This window comes from Sphingomonas sp. Ell38C01 (assembly GCF_055231975.1).
Window position 1 is genome coordinate 1,946,116 of sequence record NZ_JBUYVA010000001.1, and the last position, 20,963, is coordinate 1,967,078.

The 20,963-nt window shown below is 68.3% G+C and carries 20 protein-coding genes; 12 read left to right on the plus strand and 8 right to left on the minus strand.

Translation table 11 applies throughout. From position 1 onward, the window contains the following. Positions 1-12 precede the first annotated feature (12 nt). Complete coding sequence (locus ACV7NO_RS09240) at positions 13-348, plus strand: FtsB family cell division protein (protein ID WP_463405712.1); 336 nt, start codon at positions 13-15, stop codon at positions 346-348. 162 nt (positions 349-510) lie between these two features. Here the strand turns inward: ACV7NO_RS09240 and ACV7NO_RS09245 are convergent, their stop codons facing one another. Together ACV7NO_RS09245 and ACV7NO_RS09250 are read right to left on the minus strand one after the other, a co-directional pair. Then, complete coding sequence (locus tag ACV7NO_RS09245; protein ID WP_463405713.1) at positions 511-1,335, minus strand: alpha/beta fold hydrolase; 825 nt, start codon at positions 1,333-1,335, stop codon at positions 511-513. Between the two features lie 69 nt (positions 1,336-1,404). Then, positions 1,405-2,799 (minus strand): MFS transporter, encoded by a 1,395-nt coding sequence (locus ACV7NO_RS09250; RefSeq protein ID WP_463405714.1) that lies wholly within the window; start codon positions 2,797-2,799, stop codon positions 1,405-1,407. A 74-nt stretch (positions 2,800-2,873) separates the two neighbouring features. Between ACV7NO_RS09250 and ACV7NO_RS09255 the strand changes: the two genes are divergently transcribed. Then, positions 2,874-5,000: a prolyl oligopeptidase family serine peptidase gene (locus ACV7NO_RS09255; protein ID WP_463405715.1), complete on the plus strand. Its 2,127-nt coding sequence runs from the start codon at positions 2,874-2,876 to the stop codon at positions 4,998-5,000. Between the two features lie 115 nt (positions 5,001-5,115). Here ACV7NO_RS09255 and ACV7NO_RS09260 read toward each other — a convergent pair whose 3' ends face one another. Continuing rightward, complete coding sequence (locus ACV7NO_RS09260) at positions 5,116-6,288, minus strand: aspartyl/asparaginyl beta-hydroxylase domain-containing protein (RefSeq protein ID WP_463405716.1); 1,173 nt, start codon at positions 6,286-6,288, stop codon at positions 5,116-5,118. A gap of 98 nt (positions 6,289-6,386) precedes the next feature. Here ACV7NO_RS09260 and ACV7NO_RS09265 point away from each other — a divergent pair, with 98 nt between their 5' ends. Next, complete coding sequence (locus ACV7NO_RS09265) at positions 6,387-6,731, plus strand: hypothetical protein (protein ID WP_463405717.1); 345 nt, start codon at positions 6,387-6,389, stop codon at positions 6,729-6,731. A 144-nt stretch (positions 6,732-6,875) separates the two neighbouring features. Here the strand turns inward: ACV7NO_RS09265 and ACV7NO_RS09270 are convergent, their stop codons facing one another. Further along, positions 6,876-7,448, minus strand: a complete 573-nt coding sequence (locus tag ACV7NO_RS09270; protein WP_463405718.1) for a glycine zipper 2TM domain-containing protein — start codon at positions 7,446-7,448, stop codon at positions 6,876-6,878. Between the two features lie 145 nt (positions 7,449-7,593). Here ACV7NO_RS09270 and ACV7NO_RS09275 point away from each other — a divergent pair, with 145 nt between their 5' ends. Further along, entirely contained in the window at positions 7,594-8,220 is a 627-nt protein-coding gene (locus tag ACV7NO_RS09275) for a hypothetical protein (RefSeq protein ID WP_463405719.1), read from the plus strand. 28 nt (positions 8,221-8,248) lie between these two features. Here the strand turns inward: ACV7NO_RS09275 and ACV7NO_RS09280 are convergent, their stop codons facing one another. Further along, the gene (locus tag ACV7NO_RS09280) at positions 8,249-10,537 is read right to left on the minus strand and encodes an ATP-dependent helicase (RefSeq protein ID WP_463405720.1); all 2,289 of its coding nucleotides are present in this window, start codon (positions 10,535-10,537) and stop codon (positions 8,249-8,251) included. 203 nt (positions 10,538-10,740) lie between these two features. On the opposite strand from ACV7NO_RS09280, the gene ACV7NO_RS09285 reads away from it, so the two are divergent. The 6 genes from ACV7NO_RS09285 (at position 10,741) to ACV7NO_RS09310 (ending at position 16,700) form a co-directional block, all read left to right on the plus strand. Further along, positions 10,741-11,073: a UrcA family protein gene (locus tag ACV7NO_RS09285; RefSeq protein ID WP_463405721.1), complete on the plus strand. Its 333-nt coding sequence runs from the start codon at positions 10,741-10,743 to the stop codon at positions 11,071-11,073. A gap of 112 nt (positions 11,074-11,185) precedes the next feature. Further along, entirely contained in the window at positions 11,186-11,590 is a 405-nt protein-coding gene (locus ACV7NO_RS09290; protein WP_463405722.1) for a GFA family protein, read from the plus strand. Then, a complete protein-coding gene (locus tag ACV7NO_RS09295) occupies positions 11,587-11,982 on the plus strand; it encodes a nuclear transport factor 2 family protein (RefSeq protein ID WP_463405723.1) in 396 nt (131 codons plus the stop codon). The genes ACV7NO_RS09290 and ACV7NO_RS09295 overlap by 4 nt, the downstream gene beginning before the upstream one ends. Positions 11,983-12,025: 43 nt before the next feature. After that, positions 12,026-13,663 (plus strand): inorganic phosphate transporter, encoded by a 1,638-nt coding sequence (locus ACV7NO_RS09300; protein WP_463405724.1) that lies wholly within the window; start codon positions 12,026-12,028, stop codon positions 13,661-13,663. 257 nt (positions 13,664-13,920) lie between these two features. Beyond that, positions 13,921-14,736, plus strand: coding sequence for a hypothetical protein (locus ACV7NO_RS09305; protein ID WP_463405725.1), 816 nt, complete (start codon positions 13,921-13,923; stop codon positions 14,734-14,736). Positions 14,737-15,443: 707 nt separating this feature from the next. Beyond that, positions 15,444-16,700, plus strand: coding sequence for an MFS transporter (locus ACV7NO_RS09310; protein ID WP_463405726.1), 1,257 nt, complete (start codon positions 15,444-15,446; stop codon positions 16,698-16,700). 4 nt (positions 16,701-16,704) lie between these two features. On the opposite strand, the gene rsmD is transcribed toward ACV7NO_RS09310, so the two are convergent. Together rsmD and ACV7NO_RS09320 are read right to left on the minus strand one after the other, a co-directional pair. Further along, positions 16,705-17,247, minus strand: a complete 543-nt coding sequence (rsmD, locus tag ACV7NO_RS09315) for a 16S rRNA (guanine(966)-N(2))-methyltransferase RsmD (protein WP_463405727.1) — start codon at positions 17,245-17,247, stop codon at positions 16,705-16,707. Continuing rightward, entirely contained in the window at positions 17,247-18,371 is a 1,125-nt protein-coding gene (locus ACV7NO_RS09320) for a pseudouridine synthase (RefSeq protein ID WP_463405728.1), read from the minus strand. The genes rsmD and ACV7NO_RS09320 overlap by 1 nt, the downstream gene beginning before the upstream one ends. Before the next feature lie 118 nt (positions 18,372-18,489). Here ACV7NO_RS09320 and ACV7NO_RS09325 point away from each other — a divergent pair, with 118 nt between their 5' ends. Together ACV7NO_RS09325 and ACV7NO_RS09330 are read left to right on the plus strand one after the other, a co-directional pair. Further along, a complete protein-coding gene (locus ACV7NO_RS09325; RefSeq protein WP_463405729.1) occupies positions 18,490-18,924 on the plus strand; it encodes a response regulator in 435 nt (144 codons plus the stop codon). Between the two features lie 246 nt (positions 18,925-19,170). Continuing rightward, a complete protein-coding gene (locus tag ACV7NO_RS09330) occupies positions 19,171-20,511 on the plus strand; it encodes an AmpG family muropeptide MFS transporter (RefSeq protein WP_463405730.1) in 1,341 nt (446 codons plus the stop codon). On the opposite strand, the gene ACV7NO_RS09335 is transcribed toward ACV7NO_RS09330, so the two are convergent. Then, entirely contained in the window at positions 20,508-20,936 is a 429-nt protein-coding gene (locus ACV7NO_RS09335) for a DUF6628 family protein (RefSeq protein WP_463405731.1), read from the minus strand. The genes ACV7NO_RS09330 and ACV7NO_RS09335 overlap by 4 nt on opposite strands. Between the last annotated feature and the right edge of the window lie 27 nt (positions 20,937-20,963).

The following is a 20,963-nucleotide window of genomic DNA, read 5'->3' on the forward strand; positions in this document are numbered from 1 at the left end:
AGAATCGGGTTAATGCGTCAGAAACCCTCTTCCCGCGCGAACCGGCCGCCCAAGATGCGCTCGATGCTGCGTCGCGCGATCGTGCCCGCGGCGGCGCTGAGCGTGATGACGTTCTTCGGGGCGAATGCGGTGTTCGGCGCGAATGGCGTGGTCGCGTTCGGCGATTACAGGCGCCAGCTCGACCGGCGCGAGAAGGATTTCGTGAAGCTCGACCAGCAGCGCGAGATGCTGCGCAATCGCGTGGCGCTGCTCGATCCGCGGCATGCAAACCCGGACATGGTGGACGAACTGGTGCGGCGGAAGCTGAACGTCGCGCACCCGGACGAGGTTATCGTTCCGCTGGATTGAAAAGGGGTGGCCGAGCCCGACTAATTTCGGTTGGGACCCCGGACTTGATCCGGGGCCCGATTTTCCTCGAATGTACCGCGAGGAAGACGCCGGACCCCGGATCAAGTCCGGGTAACGGAACGTCGGGGGCGGCACCCCGGCTGGGAACCGCCCCGTATCGCGTTATCGCCCCAGGAACGTCAGCAGATCGTTCGTGAGCCGCGGGCCCTCGGTGACCGTCAGGCCGTGCGGCGCGCCGTCATATTCGACGAGCTGGCTGTTCGCGATGCCCTTGGCGGCGGCGCGGCCGCTGGTGTCGATCGGCACGGTCTTGTCGTCGGTGCCGTGGACGATCAGCGTGGGGACGCGGAAGGCGGGGAGGTCGCCCCGGAAGTCGGTGTGGCCGAAGCTATTCGCGCATTCGAGGACGGCCTTCAGGCTGCCCTGCATCGCGAGGCGCCATGCCCATTCGATCCGCGCCTCGCTGACGGGGCTGGTGATGTAGCTGACGCCGTAGAAGTCCTTGAGGAACGTCTTGAAGAAGTCCGGGCGATCCTTGCGGATGCCGTCCGCGATCTGCTGGAGCTGGTCCTCGGGAACGCCGTGCGGGTTGTCGTCGGCCTTGAGCATATAGGGGACGACCGAGCTGATGAGCCCGGCTGCGATCACGCCCTGGCCACCGTGGCGCGACATGTAGCGCGCAACCTCTCCGCCGCCCATCGAGAAGCCGACGAGCGTCGCGTCGGCGTCCGCGCCGGTTTCCTTCATGACGTCGGCGAGGTCGTCCGCCAGCGTGTCGTACTCGTAGCCGGTCCAGGGCTGCGCCGAGCGGCCGAACCCGCGGCGATCATAGGCGATCGCACGGAAACCGGCCTCCGCGAGCGCGACCGCCTGGTCGTCCCAGCTGTCGGCGGAGAGCGGCCAGCCGTGGATCAGGATGACGGGGCGGCCGCTGCCCCAGTCCTTGACGTAGAGATCGGTGCCGTCGCGGGTCTTGATATAGGGCATGGTCGCTCCTGCGCATCGTCGTGAGGATGCCAAGAGTAACCCGTCGATCGGCGCGACGTTCCGGCGCCGTCAGCGCGTTTGCCGGAGGGTGGGGATCTCGTCGCGGGTTTCGGTGAGGCTCGGGTTGCGGATCGAGGGACGCAGCCGCGCGACGCTGCACAGGCCCGCGACCAGCGCGAGCGCGGCGGCGACGAGCGGGGGGACGCTGCCTGCACCGATCCCCCAGGCGAGCAGCGCGGCGACCAGCGTCGCGCCCGTCGTCTGCCCCGCGAGGCGGACGGTCGAGACGAGCCCGCCCGCGGCGGCGGCGCGATCGCGCGGGGCCGAGCCGACGATTAGGCGCGCATTGGGCGGCAGGTAGGTGCCGAATCCCGAGCCGCACAGCGCCATTCGCCACGCGACATCGAAATAACTCGGGTGCGCGGGGAGGAATGCGATCAGCAGCAGCGCCGCGATCGAGATGACCATGCCGACCCCGCCGAGAAGCCCCGCCGGAATCCGGTCCGACAGATAGCCCGACAGCGGCGCGACGATCATGTTCGTCATCGGCCACGGCGCGATCGCGGCGCCGATCAGCGCGGCGGAGAAGCCGAGCTCGTGGAGGCGGAACGGGGTGGAGATGAGCAACGTCATCGAGGCGGTGAAGGCCACGAACCCGCCGAATGCCGACAGCGCCAGCACCGGGCGGGCGAGAAGGTCGACGGGGAGGATCGGCGCGGCCTCGCCGCGCTCGCGGCGGACGAAGTAGATGCCGATGACGATCCCGACGAGCACGATGGCGGCGGAGACGACGGGGCTGTCGCCGTGGACCGCGCTTTCCGCGCCGCCGATGATGAGCCCGAACATCGCCGCGCACATCACCGCGCCGGGCAGGTCGAAATGCGTCGAGCGCGGCGCAGGATCGGGGATCGCGCGCCCGAACAGCAGGCTGAGCAACGCGAACGGGATCGCGCTGGCGAAAACCCACGGCCACGGCGCGATCGACAAAACGAGCCCCCCGATCGTCGGCGCGATCGCCGCGGAGCTGCTGACGACGAGCGAGTTGAGCCCGAGCCCGCGGCCGAGCTGGTTGGCGGGATAGGTCTGGCGGATCAGCGCGGAGGCGACAGCCAGCACGCCTGCCGCGCCCAGCGCCTGCACCGCGCGGACGATGAGGAGGAACGGCAAGCTCTTGGCGAAGAAGCACAGCAACGTCGCGATCGCGAAGATAGCCTGCCCCGCCTGGTACGTCTTCTTGAGCCCGATCCGCTCGCCTAGCCCCGCGAACGGCAGCAGCAGCATGACGAGCATCACCTGATAGACGGTGACGATCGAGACGACTGCGCTTTCGTCGACCTGCAGGTCCCGCGCGATCGTCGGCAGCGCGACGTTGGCGACGCCGCCGTCGATGATGACGAGCGCGGAGCCGAACGACATCGCGGCGATCGCGACGTAGCGGCGGGGGGTGGGGAGGCCGTCCTGCATGGCACTCGTCGATAGCGCGGATTGCCGGGGGCGCAATCGCTTGGCATGACGGGACATTCCTTCAGGAGACCATGATGCGTCCGATCCTCGTTGCCGCCTCCATGATCGCGCTTGCCGCCACACCCGCGCTCGCGCAGACCGCGGCGATGACCAAGCCAGCCGCCGATACCGCGACCGATCCGTACATCTGGCTGGAGGACAAGGACGGCGCGAAGCCGCTGGCGTGGGTGGAAGCGGAGAATGCGCGAACCTTGCCGCGGCTGGAAAACGACCCGCGCTACAAGCAATTCCAGGCCGAGGCGTTCGCGATCGCCTCCGCCAAGGATCGCATCCCGATGCCCTCCATGCTCGCGGGAAGGATCGTCAATTTCTGGCGCGACGCGTCGCATCCCCAAGGCATCTGGCGCGCGACGACCGAGGTGAGCTACGCCACCGCGACGCCCGAATGGACGACGCTGATCGATCTCGATGCGCTGTCGAAGGCGGAGGGCAAGAAGTGGGTGTGGAAGGGGGCGACCTGCCTCGATCCCGCCGAGACGAAGTGCCTCGTCGCGCTGAGCGAGGGCGGCGAGGATGCGGTGACGTATCGCGAGTTCGACCTGACGACCGCGCGATTCGTCGAGGGCGGGTTCGTGCTGCCGACCGCCAAGCAGGACGCGACCTGGGTCGATGCGGACACGTTGCTCGTGTCACGCGACTGGGGGGCGGGGACGCTGACCCAGTCCGGCTATCCCTTCGTTGTGAAGCTGGTGAAGCGCGGCGCGCCGCTGGCGAGCGCGACCGAGGTGTATCGCGGCGCGGAAACCGACCAGGGCAGCACCGGCACCGGCGTGCTGACCGACGACAAGGGCAATCGCGCGATCCTGATCTCGCGAGCCAAGACGTTCTTCGGCGCGGACCGGCTGCTGTGGACGCCTTCGGGGACGGTAAAGCTGGAGATCCCCGATCGCGCCGCGCCGGTCGGGATGGTCGACGGGCAGGTGATCTTCCAGACGAGCGACCCCTGGGGCGCGATCCCGACCGGGTCGATCGCCGCCGCGCCGCTGGCGCAGGTGAGGACGGGCAAGTTCATCCCGACGCTGATCTTCGCGCCGACGCCGCGCCAGTCGGTCGAGCAGGTGCGGACGACGAAGTCGCGCGTGGTCGCGGCGATCTACGACAATGTTCGCGGGCGCGCGATGGTGTTCGCGCCATCGAAGAGTGGCTGGACGTCGTCGCGGATCGCGTTCCCGGACAATGTCTCGATCGGGATCGGATCGACCAACGAGACGAGCGACACCGCCTATCTGACGGTCGACGGGTTCCTCGATCCGACGACGCTGTATCGCACCGACGTGGCGGCGAAGGCCGCGCCCGTCGCGGTCAAGTCGCTGCCCGCGCGGTTCGATGCGTCGGGCAGCGTCGTCGAGCAGTTCGAGGCGACGTCGAACGACGGGACGAAGGTGCCGTATTTCGTCGTGCGGCCCCGGGGCGCGAAGCTCGACGGGACGATCCCGACGCTGATGACCGCCTATGGCGGGTTCGAGGTGTCGCGGCTGCCGAGCTATCTGGGCACGGTCGGCAAGCTGTGGCTGGAGCGCGGCGGCGCCTATGTCCTCGCCAACATCCGCGGCGGCGGCGAGTTCGGGCCGAAATGGCACGACGCCGGGCGCAAGACGAAGCGGCAGGTGATCTACGACGATTTCGCGAGCGTCGCGAAGGACCTGTTCACGCGGAAGATCACGTCAGCGCAGAAGCTGGGCATCTATGGCGGATCGAACGGTGGCTTGCTGATGGGCGTGGAGTTCAACCAGCATCCCGATCTGTGGAAGGCGGTGACGATCCAGGTGCCGCTGCTCGACATGCTGCGCTACGAGGGAATCGCGGCGGGCTATTCGTGGGTCGACGAATATGGCTCGGTGAAGAACCCCGAGGAGCGCGCCTTCCTCGCGAAGATTTCGCCCTATCACAACATCCGCAAGGGCGTGGTCTATCCGGAGCCGTATATCTGGACGACGACGAAGGACGATCGCGTCGGCCCGCAGCATGCGCGCAAGTTCGCCGCGCGGCTGAAGGAATATGGGCTGCCGTACCTGTTCTACGAGGATACCGCGGGCGGCCATTCGGGCGATGCGGACATCGCGCAGGGCGCGCGGCTGCAGGCGTTGCAGACGACGTATTTCGCGCAGAAGCTGATGGGGCCGGCGACGGTCGGAAACTGACCGCGACGATCACCAATGTCCGTTCGCCCCGAGCCTGTCGAAGGGCTGCCTTTTTTTGATGTCGCAGAATAACGGCAGTGCTTCGACAAGCCGAGCACGAACGAGGAAGTGTGCCTTACCCCGCGTCGGTCGCCGCGCCCTGATAGGTGTCGATCGTCTCGAAGATCCGGGCCAGCGCGGTGCGTTCGGCTTGGGTGATCTCGGGGCGCCAGACTTCGAAGAGCAGGACGGTGCGCGTGCCTTCGCCGCGGTTCCACGCCTCGTGCTCGAACGAATCGTCGAAGATCAGCGTCTCGCCCTCTTGCCACGCGCGCGTCTCCGCGCCGACGCGCAACGCGCAGCCGGGCGGGACGATGAGCGGCAGGTGGCAGATCAACCGGGTGTTGAGTAGCCCGTGATGCGGCTGGATATGGGTGCCGGGGGTCAGCCGCGAGAACAGCGCGGCGGGTGAGCGCATTGCGACCCGCGGCATCGGCGCGTGTGCGAGCGCGGCCATCGCCGCCGGGAAACGCGCGGCCTCCTTGGTTTCGGCGCCGTCGCGCCACAGGTAGAGCGCGCTCCAGCTCGGGTCGTCGAGCAGCGGGTTGGCGGGAGCGGGGCGACCCGCGGCCTGGACGACATAGGGGGCGAAGGCGGCGTCGGCGGTCGCGAGCTCGGCGCGGATCGCGTCGGTCGCGGCTTCGATCGCCGGGAGCCACGCGAACTCGGAGCGTTCGTAGAAGGCGCGCTGGGGCAGGCCGGGGAAGTAGAACACCGAGGGCTGCTGGAGATAGAGCTCGCTACGGCCCAGCAGCAGGTCGAGCGACTGGCGGAGCCGCGCGCCGTCGAGGTCGGTGGCGAGCCCGGTCGCGGCGATCCCGGCATCGAGATGCGCGGCGAAGCGCCGGGTGGCCTCGGCGAGGAACGTCTGCGCCTGCGACAGCATCGGGTGCAGCTGTTGCGGGACGGTCGCGCCCGGCACCGCGGCGACGTTGAGCGCGGCGCGATACCAGTTCGTCGCGGCGCGATCGTCGCCCGTGCGCGCCTTGACGTCGCCCATCATCAGCATCGCCGCCAGGTGCCGCGTCTCGACCGCGAGCAGCGCCTCGAGCGCGGTTTCCTCGCCCGACATGTCGCCCAGCATGCGGCAGGCCTGCGCGATCAGAAACCACGGGCGGGGGAACCCGTCGGGAGCGTTGTCGCGCACCGCCGCAAGCCGCGCGAGCGCGGTGCGCGCGTCGCCGGCGCGTAATGCGGCGATCCCGTCGCGCGAAAGGGTTTCGGCCTGGGGGATCGTGAGCGCGGTCATCGCGGTATCATGCCGGGACGCGGTGTACGGCGCGAGCGAAAAGGCGTTCGTCGTATTGCGCTTGCTGCGATGCAGCGTGTTTTGGTACAGGACGGCGCATGACTTCCACCGATCAGGCGCCCCGCGCGGCCCCGGCACCCGGCGCCGCCCCGATCATCCTCGAGGCGATCGTCAAGCAGATCGCGGTCGCCGCGACCTACAACCGCGGCGCGGTGACGCTGGCGCCGCATGTGCTCTACACGCGGCACGACGAGCTCTATGTCGACGCGCTGACGCTGGAGCGCGACGGCAAGCCGCCCAAGGAAGCCAAGATCAGCACGTTCAAGCTGGCGGGCCTCGCCCCGCTGCGGCTGACCGCGCGTCGGTTCCGGGCGAGCGAGTTGTTCGACGCGACCGATGCGAAGTACGATGGCGTCGCGCTGATGGCGGTCGAGCCGGAATAGCGTCCGTCGGCGGAGACGCTGCGCCGGATCATCGCCCAGCCGGGACCCCGGCCTTGAGCCCGGGTCCCGCTTGTGTCAGCCGCGAAGCAAGAAGCTGGACCCCGGATCACGTCCGGGGTGACGAGGGTCGGTGGCGCTCCGCCGTCACCGACAGCGGATGTTGCCGGTCCCGTTCTGGTCGATCGACTTGCCCGCCAGCGCGCCCGCCGCGCCGCCGAGCAGCGTCCCCACGATCCGCGACCGCCCGCCGTCGATCACGTTGCCGAGGATCCCGCCGGCCGCGCCCCCGATGATGAGCCCGGTCGTGCCGTCGTTGCGCTTGCAGTAATAGCGGCCGTCGGTGCCCGCATAGACGCGCTCGTCGTTGCCCAGCACGCGCTCGCGATACTGGCTGCCCGCGCGGTAGTCGGTGCGGGGATCGTAATAGGCCTCGTCGTCATAGCCGTTGTCGGCATAGCGCGAATCGGCGACGCGCGGGGCGTAGCGGGGATCGACGTTCTGGTAGCGCGGATCGGCCCGGGGATCCGCATAGCTGCTGCGCACCGCCTGGTAGCGATCCGCCTCCTGCCGATAGATCTGGTATTCGCGATCGAACCGCTCCTGCGCGGTGCGGAAGCGCGCATCGGCGGCGGAGGTCTGCGCGGCGGCGGGCGCGGCGGCGAGCGCGAGCGGAGCGATCGCGGCGAGCGTGGCGGCGGCGAGGATACGGGTGAACATGGGGGACGGGCCTTTCGACTGACCCGGCCTGTGCCGGGCACGCGAGTCGATACGGTTTCGTAGGCGTATCGTTCCTGAACGGGATTTGGTGTGGACGGCTATCAGTCTCTGGTTGGAAGCGGGCACAGGGTTTAACGTCGCGTCCATGAATGAGATTCATAGCAAGGTCATTGCCAACGCTGCGAGCGCCGAGTTGGCGGCGCTCGGTTTTCGTCGGAAGGGCCGGTCTCGCCTGTGGTTTGCTGATCGCGGCTCGTGGCTCAACGTGGTGGAGTTTACGCCAAGTAGATGGTCGAAGAGCGTATCCCTGATGAATGCCGCTCACTGGCTCTGGACTGGTGCTGGTTTCATGAGCTTCAACGAAGCCGTTTCCTCCAATTGTCATGTGGAGTTCGAAACCGAAGATCAGTTTAGACAGGCAACAATTGACGTCGCAAAGACCGCTCGCGCCAACGCCTTGGCGATAGAGGAGCGTTTCTCATCTTTTCGCGCCATCGCTGAATTTTCTGCGGCACGTGCGCGAAATAGCCCAGATCGGATGGGGCCGAGTTGGTGGGGTTATGAAGCTGGCATTGCCTCAGCGCTGATCGGCAGGCTCGAAGAGGCGAGTGACTTCTTGCATGGCTTAACCGATGAACGGGTCATTGCACACGCCGCACCCCTGTTGCCGCTTATATCTGATCCTGACGCCTTCAAGAACAAGTTGAACGATATCGTTGCGCAGGAGCGTAGAAGGCTGAAACTGAAGCCTCTGCAAACATCACCATTTTAACATCCGTACGCTCGCATGCGGCCATCTATCACCCCACCGTAACGAAAGAATCCATCACCCGCTTGCGCCCCGCGCTCTCGAAATCGATTTCCAGCTTGTTGCCCTCGATCTCAGCGATCTCGCCATAGCCGAACTTCTGGTGAAAGACGCGCAGGCCCACCTTCATGTCGTCGCGGCCCTTGTTGCCGAGGCTGATCGCGCTGGCCCGCGATTCCACCACGCGGGACTGCGCGGTGGTGAAGGTCGAGGCGCCGCCCGCCGCGCGCTGCCAGCCGGGGCCGCGGCCGGTGCCGCGGGCGACGTCGGCGAACGGATCGGCGCGGTCGGTCCAGTTGGCGCGCCACAGCGACTCGCCGCCTGACATCGTCGTCTCGCTCTCGATATGTTCGGCGGGCAATTCGCCGACGAAGCGCGAGGGGAGGCTCGACGTCCACTGGCCGTAGATGCGGCGGTTGGCCGCGTGGAGGATCGTCGCCCGCCTGCGCGCGCGGGTGATCGCGACATAGGCGAGGCGGCGCTCCTCCTCCAGTGAACGCGTGCCGCCCTCGTCGATCGCGCGCTGCGAGGGGAACAGCCCTTCCTCCCAGCCGACGAGGAAGACGGTATCGTATTCGAGCCCCTTGGCGGCGTGGATCGTCATGATCGTCACCTGCGGATCCTGCCGCCCGCCCTCCTTGTCCATGACGAGGCTCACATGCTCGAGGAACGCGCCGAGCGTCTCGTATTCCTCCATCGCGCGGACGAGTTCGGAGAGATTCTCGAGCCGTCCCGCGGCCTCGACCGACTTCTCGGCCTGAAGCATCGCGGTATAGCCGCTCTCGTCGAGCATCTGCCGCGCGAGTTCGGGGTGAGGCAGCGTGCTCGCCATGTCGCGCCATCGCGCGATGTCGCCGACGAGGTTGCCGAGCGCCCGCCTGGCCTGCGGGGTCAGCTCGTCGGTGTCGAGGATGCGCGCGGCGGCGGTGGTGAGCGAGGAGCGGGTGGCGCGCGCGAGCTGGTGGATCTTCGCCACCGCCTTGTCGCCCAGCCCGCGCTTGGGGGTGTTGACGATGCGTTCGAAGGCGAGGTCGTCCGCGGGTTGGTTGACGACGCGCAGATAGGCGAGCGCGTCGCGGATCTCGGCGCGCTCATAGAAGCGGAAACCGCCGACGATGCGATAGGGCATGCCGATCGCAATGAACCGGTCCTCGAACTCGCGCGTCTGGTGCTGTGCGCGCACGAGGATCGCGACATCGTCGAGCGCAGTGCCGCCGCGGCGCGCGGCTTCGATCTCGTCGCCGACGCGGCGCGCTTCCTCGGGGCCGTCCCACACGCCGATGACGCGGACCTTCTCGCCGACGTCCAACTCGGTCCACAGCTGCTTGCCGAGCCGCCCGCCATTGTGCGCGATCACCCCGCCCGCCGCGCCGAGGATATGCGGGGTGGAACGGTAATTCTGTTCGAGCCGGATCACCTTGGCGCCGGGGAAGTCCTTCTCGAACTTCAGGATGTTCTCCACCTGCGCGCCGCGCCACGAATAGATCGACTGGTCGTCGTCGCCGACGCAGCACAGGTTGCGGCGCTCCTGCGCGAGGAGGCGGAGCCAGAGATACTGGACGCTGTTGGTGTCCTGATACTCGTCGACCATGATGTACTTGAAGCGCGTCTGGTAGGTTTCCAGCACGTCGCGGTGCATCTTCAGGATCGTCAGGACGTGGAGCAGCAGGTCGCCGAAGTCGCACGCGTTCACCGCGATCAGCCGCGCCTGGTAGCGCTCGTACAGCTCGCCGCCGCGACCGTTGGCGTAGCGCTCGCTCTCGCCCGCATCGACGTCGCGCGGGGTGAGGCCCTTGTTCTTCCACTCGTCGATCAGCCCGGCGAGCGACCGCGCGGGGAAGCGCTTCTCGTCGATGTCGGCGGCAAGGATCAGCTGTTTCAGCAGCCGCAACTGGTCGTCGGTGTCGAGGATCGTGAAGTTCGATTGCAAGCCGACCAGCTCGGCATGCCGCCGCAGCATCTTCGCGCCGATCGCGTGGAAGGTGCCGAGCCACGGCATCCCCTCGACCGCGTCACCGACAAGCCGGCCGACGCGCTCGCGCATCTCGCGCGCGGCCTTGTTGGTGAAGGTGACCGACAGGATCTCCGACGGCCAGGCCTTGCGCGTGAACAGCAGGTGCGCGAGCCGCGCGGTGAGCGCCGCGGTCTTGCCCGTGCCCGCGCCCGCGAGGACGAGGACGGGGCCGTCGGTGGTCGTCACCGCCTCGTGCTGCGGCGGGTTGAGCCCGCGCAGATAGGGCGGGTCGGCGAGCGGGCTGTTCTGGCGGGCAATATCGGTCACCGACGAACAGGTAGGGAACGCGGACGACCGGGGCAAGTTCGATGCCGCGTCATCGATTCGTCGCGAAGCTGTCCCGCGGGCGCAATCTGGCGCGGCTAGCGCCCGACTCGTCGGCACCAGCCGGCACGCGGCAGCCGGCCCGGCAGAGGCAGGGCGTCGCGCCGGCCGATCCGCCGGGCCAATCCAGCCAGGAGTCCTTGTCGATGTTTTCCATCCGTAACGCCGCGATCGCGGCGATCGCCTTCGCATGCCCGTTCGCTGTCCCCGCCGAAGCGGAAACCCGCGAGCCGGTGACCGCGCGCGTCACCTATGCCGGGCTCGATCTGGCGAGCGCCGAGGGGCGGCGCGTGCTCGACGCGCGGCTACGCCTTGCGGTGTCGCGTGCGTGCGCGACGCACGGGACGCAACTGATCGAGCGTCGCGATTCGGAGCGTTGTCGTCGCGAGATGCACGCCGATGCCGCGACCAAGCTCGCCGCGGTCGCCGCGGTCGCCGCACCACAGCGCCTCGCGAGCCTCGGTGTCGCGATGCGCTGACACATCGTTTCGTATCATGGGCGGGGCGGGGCCGATCGCGGCCTTGCCCCGCTTGCGTTCGGGCACGAATCGTGGGAGCCTCTTTGGAACAAAAAAGCAACGGGAGGGTGTCATGATCGTGACCGGGCGGTGCCATTGCGGCGCGATCAGTTATGAGGCGACGGGCGAGCCACAGCATCACGCATTGTGTCATTGCCGCGACTGCCGCGTCTGGTCCGGCGCGCCGATGGTCGGATGGATCGCGTTTCGCGACGTCGACGTAATCGTCACCGGGCAGCCCTCGGTCTACGCCTCGTCGGACAGCGGGCGACGGTCGTTTTGCGGTGTTTGCGGGACCGGGCTGTTCTATCGCAATGCCGAGACCTTGCCGGGCATCGTCGATATCCATTCGGGCACGCTCGACGATTATGACGCGATGCCGCCCGGCGCGCACATCATGGTGAAGGACGAGGCCGCATGGACGGGCGCTCTCTCGTCGCTGCCCCGGTTCGCGACCTATCCGGGTATGGACGCGTGACCGATCCCATCGCACGCTGGCACGCCTATATGCACGCGCCGAGCGCGGCGGCGCTGGCGGACCTGCTCGACGACGACGTCGTGTTCCAGAGCCCCGCGGTACATACGCCGCAGCGGGGCAAGGCGATCACGATGACATACCTGACCGCGGCGGCGCAGGTGCTCGGCAATCCGACGTTCCGTTACGTCGACGAGTGGCGCGGTCAGGCCTCCGCGGTCCTCGAGTTCGAATGCGAGCTGGACGGCATCCATTGCAACGGCGTCGACATCATCGCCTGGAACCCCGCCGGGCGAATCACGCGTTTCAAGGTGATGATCCGGCCGATGAAGGCGCTCAACACCGTGGTGCCGATGATGGCGGCGGCGCTCGGCGGGATCGTGCCGAAGCCGTAACGTCATCAAACTGTCACCCTGGAAGCGGATGAGCGCTTTCATCATGGCAACCACCATTTCGCCCGGCGACGAGTCGCCGGCCTCGCTCGCTCGCGGTCCGCGGCTCGATCATCCGCATCATCCCGCCGCGCGCTGGGTTTTCCTCGGCGTCGTGCTCGGCGGGCTGGCCTATGCCGGGTTCAGCATCGCGGCGGACACCAGCCAGGTCGGGGAGCGGCTGGCGCTGGGGGCGTTCCTGTTTCTCGGGCTCGCGCTCGTCATCGCGCTGGGGTTCGAGTTCGTGAACGGGTTCCACGACACCGCCAACGCGGTCGCGACCGTGATCTATACGCATGCGATGCCCGCGCAGGTCGCGGTGGTGTGGTCCGGCGTGTTCAACTTCCTCGGCGTGATGGCGTCGAGCGGCGCGGTGGCCTATTCGATCGTCACGCTGCTGCCGGTCGATCTCGTCCTCCACGTCGGGTCGAGCGCGGGCTATGCGATGATCTTCGCGCTGCTGCTGGCGGCGGTGATCTGGAATCTGGCGACCTGGTTCGTCGGGCTGCCCAATTCGTCGAGCCATACGCTGATCGGATCGGTGCTCGGCGTGGGCTTCGCGAACCAGCTGATGAGCAGTGGCGCGGGCGGCACCTCGGGGGTCGACTGGGCGCAGGTGAGCAAGGTGCTGACCGGGCTGTGGATGGCGCCGCTGATCGGGTTCGGTGCGGCGCTGCTGCTGATGTTCGTGCTCAAGGCGGTGGCGCGCAACCCCAGGCTGTTTCGCGCGCCGGAGGGCGACGCGCCGCCGCCGCGCGGCATCCGCGCGCTGCTGGTCTTCACCTGCACCGCGGTGTCGTTCAGCCACGGATCGAACGACGGGCAGAAGGGCATGGGCCTCATCATGCTGATCCTGATCGGCTGCGCGCCGACCGCCTACGCACTCAACCGTACGCTGCCCGCGAGCGAGACGCCCGCCTTCGTCGCCAGTGCGGACGCCGCGGCGCAGGTGTTCGCGCGCAAGACGTCGGTCGTGGTGCCCGTGGCGCAGGCGCGCACCGTGCTGACGCGCGCGCTGGAACAGCGGCACGCGGACACGCCGCAGGCCTATGGTGCGATCGCCACGCTGTCGGGCGGGCTGGCGCGGCAGGTCGCAGGCTATGGCTCGCTGGGTGCGGTGCCCGCGGCGGCGACCCCCAACATCCGCAACGACATGTACCTCGTCCTCGACGCGTCGCGCGCCGCGACCGCGAAGCCCGGCGGGCGGTTCTCGGAAGCCGAGGTGACGACGCTCAAGGACTATCAGTCGCGGCTGGAGCGGGGCACGCGGTTCATTCCGCTCTGGGTCAAGGTCGCGGTCGCGATCGCGCTGGGGCTGGGGACGATGATCGGCTGGCGGCGGATCGTCGTCACCGTCGGCGAGCGGATCGGCAAGCAGCACATGACCTATGGCATGGGCGCCACCGCGGAACTGGTCGCGGCGGGGACGATCCTGGCGGCGGACCGGTTCGGGTTGCCGGTATCGACGACGCACATCCTGTCCTCGGGCGTCGCCGGCGCCTCGGTCGCGAGCGGGATGGGGCTGCAGGCGCGGACGGTGGTCCAGCTCGCGGCGGCGTGGCTGCTGACGCTGCCGGTCGCGATGGCGCTGTCGGGCGGGCTGTACTGGCTGTTGCTGAGCGCGACGCGGGCGGCGGGGATCTGACGAACGGTCCGCTACTGCCATGCAGACGATCGATTTCAGCGCCGTCTCGCTGGCGCCACTGCCGTAGGTCTCGCGGGCGCACCAGTATGTCGCCCACGACATGCCGCGGTTCTGGCCGACGAAAATCCGTACGGTCGTCGCAACGTCGAAGTCCCTGATCCGGGCCTCGGGTGGCCAATGGACACACCCCGTTCGCAATGATAGCATCGGCGCGGTCGTGACCTTGGGGAAGGTCATCGAAGTTCCGGGGGGAATGTGTGCCGTATCGCAAGGCCTGGCTGTTCCTTCTCGCGCTGATAGCTGCGACGATCTTTGCCTTCTGGCGCAGTTACTTCGGCCGGCTATTTGCTGCTTCGGCCGGTTTTCATATCCACGGCGTCACGGCGGGCGTGTGGATGCTGCTGCTGCTTGCGCAAAGCTGGACGCCACACCGCGCGCAGATCGCCGTGCATCGAACCCTGGGCAAGGCGACGTTCGTCGCGTTGCCCCTTTTCGCCGTCGGGTCGATGGGTGTGATCCACTCCATGGCCGCCGGGACGGTCGGCGGCGATCCCTTCTACGCGATCTGGGGAGCGCAACTCGCATTCATCGACCTGCTCGCTCTCGGGGCCGTGCTCTACGGCGTCGGGCTGGCGCTGCGGCATCGACGCAACGTACGGCTGCACGCGGGATATATGCTGTCGAGCGCGCTGCCGTTGGTCAGCCCCGTCTTCGGCCGCGTGTTCAACCAGACGGTGCCCGGGATCATCATCCGTGGCCCGCAGGATTTCCTGCTCTTCGGATGGGGCGTGCAACTTGCCAATCTCGTGGCGGCGATCGTCGCGCTTTGGCTCTGGCGCGGCGACGTTCGCGTCGGTCGGCCCTGGGCCGTGGCGCTGGGCGTGATCGTCGTCCAGATCATCGGGTTCGAGACGATTGCTGCCAGCGAGGCCTGGCGCGGGGTTTTCATCAGCGTGGGGACGCAGCCGTTGCCGGCGTTGATGGCGGTCGGGCTTGCAGCCGGCGTGGCGGTCGTCGCCGCGGGCTGGTCGGCACTCGTCGGACGGCAAACGGCGCGACCGGCCGCGACTTAGGGTCGGGCACCAGCATTTCCGCATACCGGCGCGAAGGTGCTCCAGCAGATCATCGGGACGGTAGCTGGCTACCGATATGGTCCGAGGGTGCAGGTAGCCGAACGCTCGCACGCATCGAGCGACGGCCTTCCAAGATGGCGTGGCGGCCTGATTCAACGGCGTCGGCTGGACGCTTCCTGCCGCCCCGGCAGTCCCGCAAACGAACCCGTAGCCGTCTCATCCTGGTCCGGGTCGCCGCTCGCCGCGACCGTTTACCCTTCTGGAATCATCGCGGAACGATCTGCGGGCAAGGGCGCGTCGCGCCGTTGCGCTGTCCTACAACGCCGCCCTGATCTAGGATCGATCCATGCCGCCGACCCGTACCGCTCTCGCGCGATCCGCCGACGCGACATCGGCGTCCCACGCTTTTCACGCGCGGGGATTTTCGCCCATATGTGGCGGCAACTTCGGCAACTTCCGCGCCGGCGTACTGCCACGAAAAATCGGGGCGGCCCTTAGGGGAAAGGACCGCCCCGCAGTTCGGGGTGGCCGGGCAACAGGGGAGAAACCCGACCAGATGTCGCCGCCACAGGGGGGAAAGAGCGGCGACGGACCCCTGATGGCGGCGAACTGTAACCAGAATGTGTCGGGGAAAGCGAATTGCGTCTCATTCGCGAAATATGCGACGAACCGTTGACCTTGAAGCATGCGCGGTGGACACGCCGTGCATGAGCGCTTCCCCCCGCCGCATCCTGACCGCCAGCCTCGTCGGCACCGCGGTCGAATTCTATGACTTCTATATCTACGCCACCGCCGCCGCTTTGGTGTTCGGGCCGTTGTTCTTTCCCTCGACCAGCGCATCGGCGCAGTTGCTGCTGAGCTATGCCACGTTCGGGCTCGCCTTTGTCGCGCGGCCGGTAGGGGCGATCGCGTTCGGGCATTTCGGCGACCGCGTCGGGCGCAAGTCGACGCTGGTCGCCTCGCTGTTGCTGATGGGCGGGTCGACCGTCGGGATCGCGTTCCTGCCGACCTATTCGCAGGTCGGCTGGTGGGCGCCGCTGATGCTGTGCGTTCTGCGATTCGGACAGGGATTGGGGCTGGGGGGCGAGTGGGGCGGGGCGGCGCTGCTGGCGGTGGAGAATGCGCCCGAGGGGTGGAAGAACCGCTGGGGGATGTTCCCGCCACTCGGCGCGCCGGTGGGGTTCATCGCGGCGAACGGATTCTTCCTGTTGCTTGGGCTGCTGCTCGACGATGCGCAGTTCCGGGACTGGGGATGGCGGGTGCCGTTCCTTGCGAGCGCGGTGCTGGTGGCGCTGGGGCTGTGGGTACGGCTCAAGCTGACCGAGACGCCGGAGTTCGCCGCGGCGGCGAAGGCCGAGGCACTGCCCAAGGTGCCGATCGCGACGCTGTTCGCGGGGCACACGCGCGAAGTGGTGGCGGGGACGCTGGGCGTGGTCGCGTGCTTCTCGCTCTTCTATCTCGCGACCGCGTTCGCGCTGGGATACGGGACGACGGTGCTCGGCTATTCGCGGCAGGCGTTCCTCGGCGTCGAACTGGTCGCGATCCTGTTTCTGGCGGGGGGCATCGTCGTCGCGAGTGTGGCGGCGGACCGGCGCGGGGCGGCGGGGATGCTGCGTATCGGGTTCGTCGGTTGCGCGCTGGCTGGCGTGCTGATGGGGCCGATGCTGGCGAGCGGATCTCTGTTTGTGGTCTTTCTCTGGCTGGCGTTGGCGCTGTCCTTGATGGGGTTCGCCTATGGTCCGCTCGGCGGGTGGCTGCCGAGCCTGTTCCCGTCGGGGGTGCGCTATACGGGCGTGTCGGTGACCTTCAACGCGGGCGGGATCGTCGGCGGGGCGCTTGCACCGATCGCGGCGCAGGCGCTGGTCGAGCGTGGGGGAATCGCCATCGTCGGGCTGTACCTGGTCGCGGCCGGAATATTGAGCGGGGTGGGGCTGGCGCTGTTGCGGCGGGCCAGGCCCGTATGACCGATCAGCCCGCGACGCGCAGCAGCGTGAGGCGGGCCTTGCCATAGACGCGTGTCGCGTCGACCTCGAACCCTTCGAGGGCGATCTCCTCGGACTTGGCGGTTTCGATGCTGACCCAGGTGGCGGGGCCGATCCAGCCGAGCCGGGTGAGCTTGTCGAGCGCGACCGAACCCGCGCCGGTGCCGTAGGGCGGGTCCATCATCACGATGTCGAGCGCGGCGGGCGCCGGGCCGAGGGCGAGGACGGAGGTGGCGCGAACGTCGGTGCCGGTCGCGCCGAGCTTCGCGATGTTGGTGCGCAACGAATCGAGCGCGGGCTTGTCCTGCTCGACGAACAGGCAGGTGGCGGCGCCGCGCGACAGCGCCTCGAGCCCAAGCGCGCCCGAGCCCGCGAACAGGTCCGCCACCGCCAGCCCGTCGAAGCTGCCGACGCGGCTGGCGAGCATCGAGAACAGCGCCTCCCGCGTCCGGTCCGCGGTGGGGCGCGTCGCGTCGCCCTTGGGCGCGACGATGGCGCGGCCGCGCCATTGGCCGGAGACGATTCTCATCAGCGGGGAGTCTTTCGCGGGCCCGGCTTCTTGCCGCCGGCGCGCTTCGGGCCGGTGGGGGGCTTGGCCTTCGCCCAGCCGGCGAGGCGCTTGGGCTTGTCGGGGCGGGGGGTGTGGACGATCGTCTCGAGCTCGCGCTCGGCAGCGGTCTGGCGCGAGATGCGCGTTGCGGGTTTTGCGACCGGGGTTGCGGCCCGCACCGGCTTGCGCGTGTCGGCGACGGCGGGTGCGCCGGTGCGGGCGGCGCCGCGGCGGGCATTGGGGGCGACCGGCGCGCCGCGCATCGGCCGCGGCTCGGCAGGCGTGCCCGAGGACAGGCGGTCGCGCGTCTGGTTGGCACCCGCGGTGATCGGGGGGAGCTGATCGGTGCTGCCGCGCCCCTTGCCGAGCGTCGCGACGAACGTCTCGAGGTCGCGCGCGCGCACCTCCCCGATCGCGCCGGGCGGCAGGTCGCCGAGGACGAACGGGCCATAGCGGGTGCGGATCAGGCGGCTGACCTGAAGGCCGAGGAATTCGAGGACGCGGCGGACCTCGCGGTTCTTGCCCTCGCGCAGCACCATCTCGATCCACACGTTCGCGCCGGTGCGACGCTCGATATTGGCGTCGATCGAACCGTAGCGCACGCCCTCGATCTCGACGCCCTCGATCAGCGCCTCGAGCTGGGGCTGGGTGACGTCGCCATAGGCGCGGGCGCGATAGGCGCGCTCGACCCCGGTGGCGGGGAGTTCGAGCTGGCGCTTGAGCCCGCCGTCGGTGGTCATCAGCAGCAGCCCCTCGGTCGCGAGATCGAGGCGGCCGACGGGGACGAGGCGGGGCAGGTCCTTGGGCATCCGGTCGTAGATCGTCGCGCGACCCTTGGGATCGCGCTCCGCGGTCAGCACGCCGGTGGGCTTGTGGAACAAGAACAACCGCGTCGGCTCGGGCGCAGCGACCGGGTCGCCATCGACGGTGACGCCGGCGAGCGAGGTCAACAGCGTCGCAGGCGTCGAGACGGTGACGCCGTTGACCGCGACGCGGCCCTCCTCGATCATGCGCTCGATCTCCCGGCGGGAGGCGATGCCGGCGCGTGCGAGCAGCTTGGCGATACGGTCTCCGGCGCGCGGATCGGTGGGGGGGGGGGCCATTTCGCGCTGATACATGCGTTCTCGTGCCGGGGTGAAATTATTTGCGACGCTTTCGACACAGGGGCGTTACGGACGGATGCGTAACGAGCGCAGGCCCCTTCTGGCCGCGGAGTAAGCGATGTTGTTCGGAAAGAAGAAGCGGCGGATCACGCGGCTGCTCGTCGTCGAGGACGAGCCGCTGATCGCGTTCGATACCGAACATCTGCTGTCGGACGACGATTACGAGGTGGTGGCGACGGTCGACCGGGTGGCGGACGCGGTCGCGGTGATCGATGGCGGGCAGTCGATCGACCTGGTGCTGGTCGATGTCAACCTTGCGGACGGCAGCGGCGTGGATGTCGCGCGCGCGGCGCATGCGCGGGGGATCGCGGTGCTGTTCGTCACCGGGGCATGTCCGGTCGAGGCGCAGTCGTTCGCGGCCGGGTGCCTCGCCAAGCCCTATGCGCAGCGCGACCTGCTCGGCGCGATCGGCGCGATCGAGATGATGCTGGAGGGGAAGCGGCCCAAACGCCTGCCTTCGGGGATGACGCTGTTCGAGCCCAAGGCAGTTTGAGGGCGTTGCGAAGGGGCTGACGTCTGCCTTGATCGGCAGGGGCTGTCTTTCGGACGAGGACACGTCCCCCTTCGTCATCCCAGCAAAAGCTGGGATCTCTCACGGTCAGGCGGACTACCCAGTCTCGCAAAAATACTGGCTTTCGTTGGGATGACGAAGAGTGCCGGGACCACCCGTGTTGCCGGGGCTTACGTTGCGCGCGTTTCCGGCTAGGGTCCGCCGCCTGGATCGGGTGGGAGCGTGGCATTGACGAACGAACCGGTGGCGCGGGGCGGTATCCTCGCTACGATGCGGCCCTATCTTCGCCCGCGTCCGCTCGCGACCTTCATGCTGGGCATCTCGAGCGGGTTTCCGCTGACGCTCCTCTTGGCGACGATGACGTTCTGGCTGGCGAAAGTGGGGATCGACAAGAAGACGATCGGGTTCGCGATCGGGCTGACGACGCCGTATACGCTCAAATTCCTGTGGGCGCCGCTGATCGACCGGCTGAAGGTGCCGGGGCTGACCGCGCTGTTCGGCCAGCGTCGCGCGTGGCTGTTCGTGGTGCAGGCGCTGCTGTTCGGCGCGGTGTGGATGCTGGGCGCGAGCCAGCCGCAGTTGCATCTGGGCGTCTTCGCGTTCTGGGCGATCGTCACCGCGTTCCTGTCCGCCACGCAGGACATCGTGATCGACGCGTACCGGATCGAGATCCTGCCCGAGGACGAACTGGCCTATGGCACCGCGACAAACCAGTTCGGCTATCGCACCGGCAACCTGATCGCCGGCGTGGGCACGATCGCGATCGCCTCGCCAGAGGGGCTGGGGCTCGGCTGGGCGATCGGATACGGGCTGACCGCGTTCTGCATCCTGCCTGGAATGATCGCGGCATTGTTGGTTGGGCCGGGGCTGCACGACCGGCTGGTCGCGCGCGCGGATGCGGCGCGGGGCGCGCGGTGGTTGCAGGATACGGTGATCGGGCCCTTCCGCGAATTCTTCCAGCGGCGCGGGGCGGTGCTGATCCTCGCGTTCGTGCTGCTCTACAAGCTGGGCGACGCGATGGGGCAGGGGATGCTCAACCCGATGATCGTCGAGCTGGGCTTCACCGACACCGAATTCGTCGCGATCAACAAGGTCGTCGGGCTGTGGGGGCTGATGATCGGCGCGGCGCTGGGCGCGCCGTTCATGGCGTGGCTGGGGATGGGGCGCGCGCTGTTCGTGTCGGGCGTGATGATGATGCTGTCGAACGCGACCTTCGCGATCCTGGCGATGAAGGGGCATTCGAACACCTGGCTGGTGATCGCGGTGGCGACCGAGCAGGTGACGAGCGGGATCGGGCTGACGGTGTTCGTCACCTATCTGTCCGGGCTGTCGAACCTGGCCTATACCGCGACGCAGTTCGCGTTGCTGTCCTCGTTCGCGGTGGTGGGCCGGACGTGGCTGTCGACCCCGTCGGGCTATGCCGCGACGGCGCTTGGATGGCCGGGGTTCTGGCTGTTGACGATGGTGGTCGCGCTGCCGGGGCTGATCTTGTTGTGGATCCTGTGGCGCAAGGGCTTCGTGGTGGAGCGGGTGCGGCAGCCGGGGGCGGAGGCGGCCGCGACGCCCTAGCCGGTGATCGGGCGCCCTTCGTCGGCGAACGCCATCGCGACCGCGGCGGCGCTGGCGAGGACGCCATCGACGCGGCGGATGCCAAGCAGGTCGCTCATCAGGATGCGGGCGGCGTCGGGCGCGGTTTCGACGCGCGCGAGGATCGTGACGAGCGCCGCCTCCGCCGAGGTTGCGCGCGGGCAGCAGCATGGCGCGATCGCGATCGTGTCCGACGAGGCGGCGGCGAGATCGGCCATCAGGGCGCGCATCAGCGTCAGCGGACGGCGGAACGCTTCGCCGAAACTGGTGAACAGGACATGGGCGGCGCGCGCATCGGCAAGGCCGTGGGCGCCCATGCGACGCATCGCGAACAGCGCGATCCGCGCGTTGGCGCAGGTCGGCAAGAGGTGCGGCAGCGTGTTGGCGGCGACGGGGGCAATGGTCATGTCGAGGCGACTCCAGTGATCGATCGC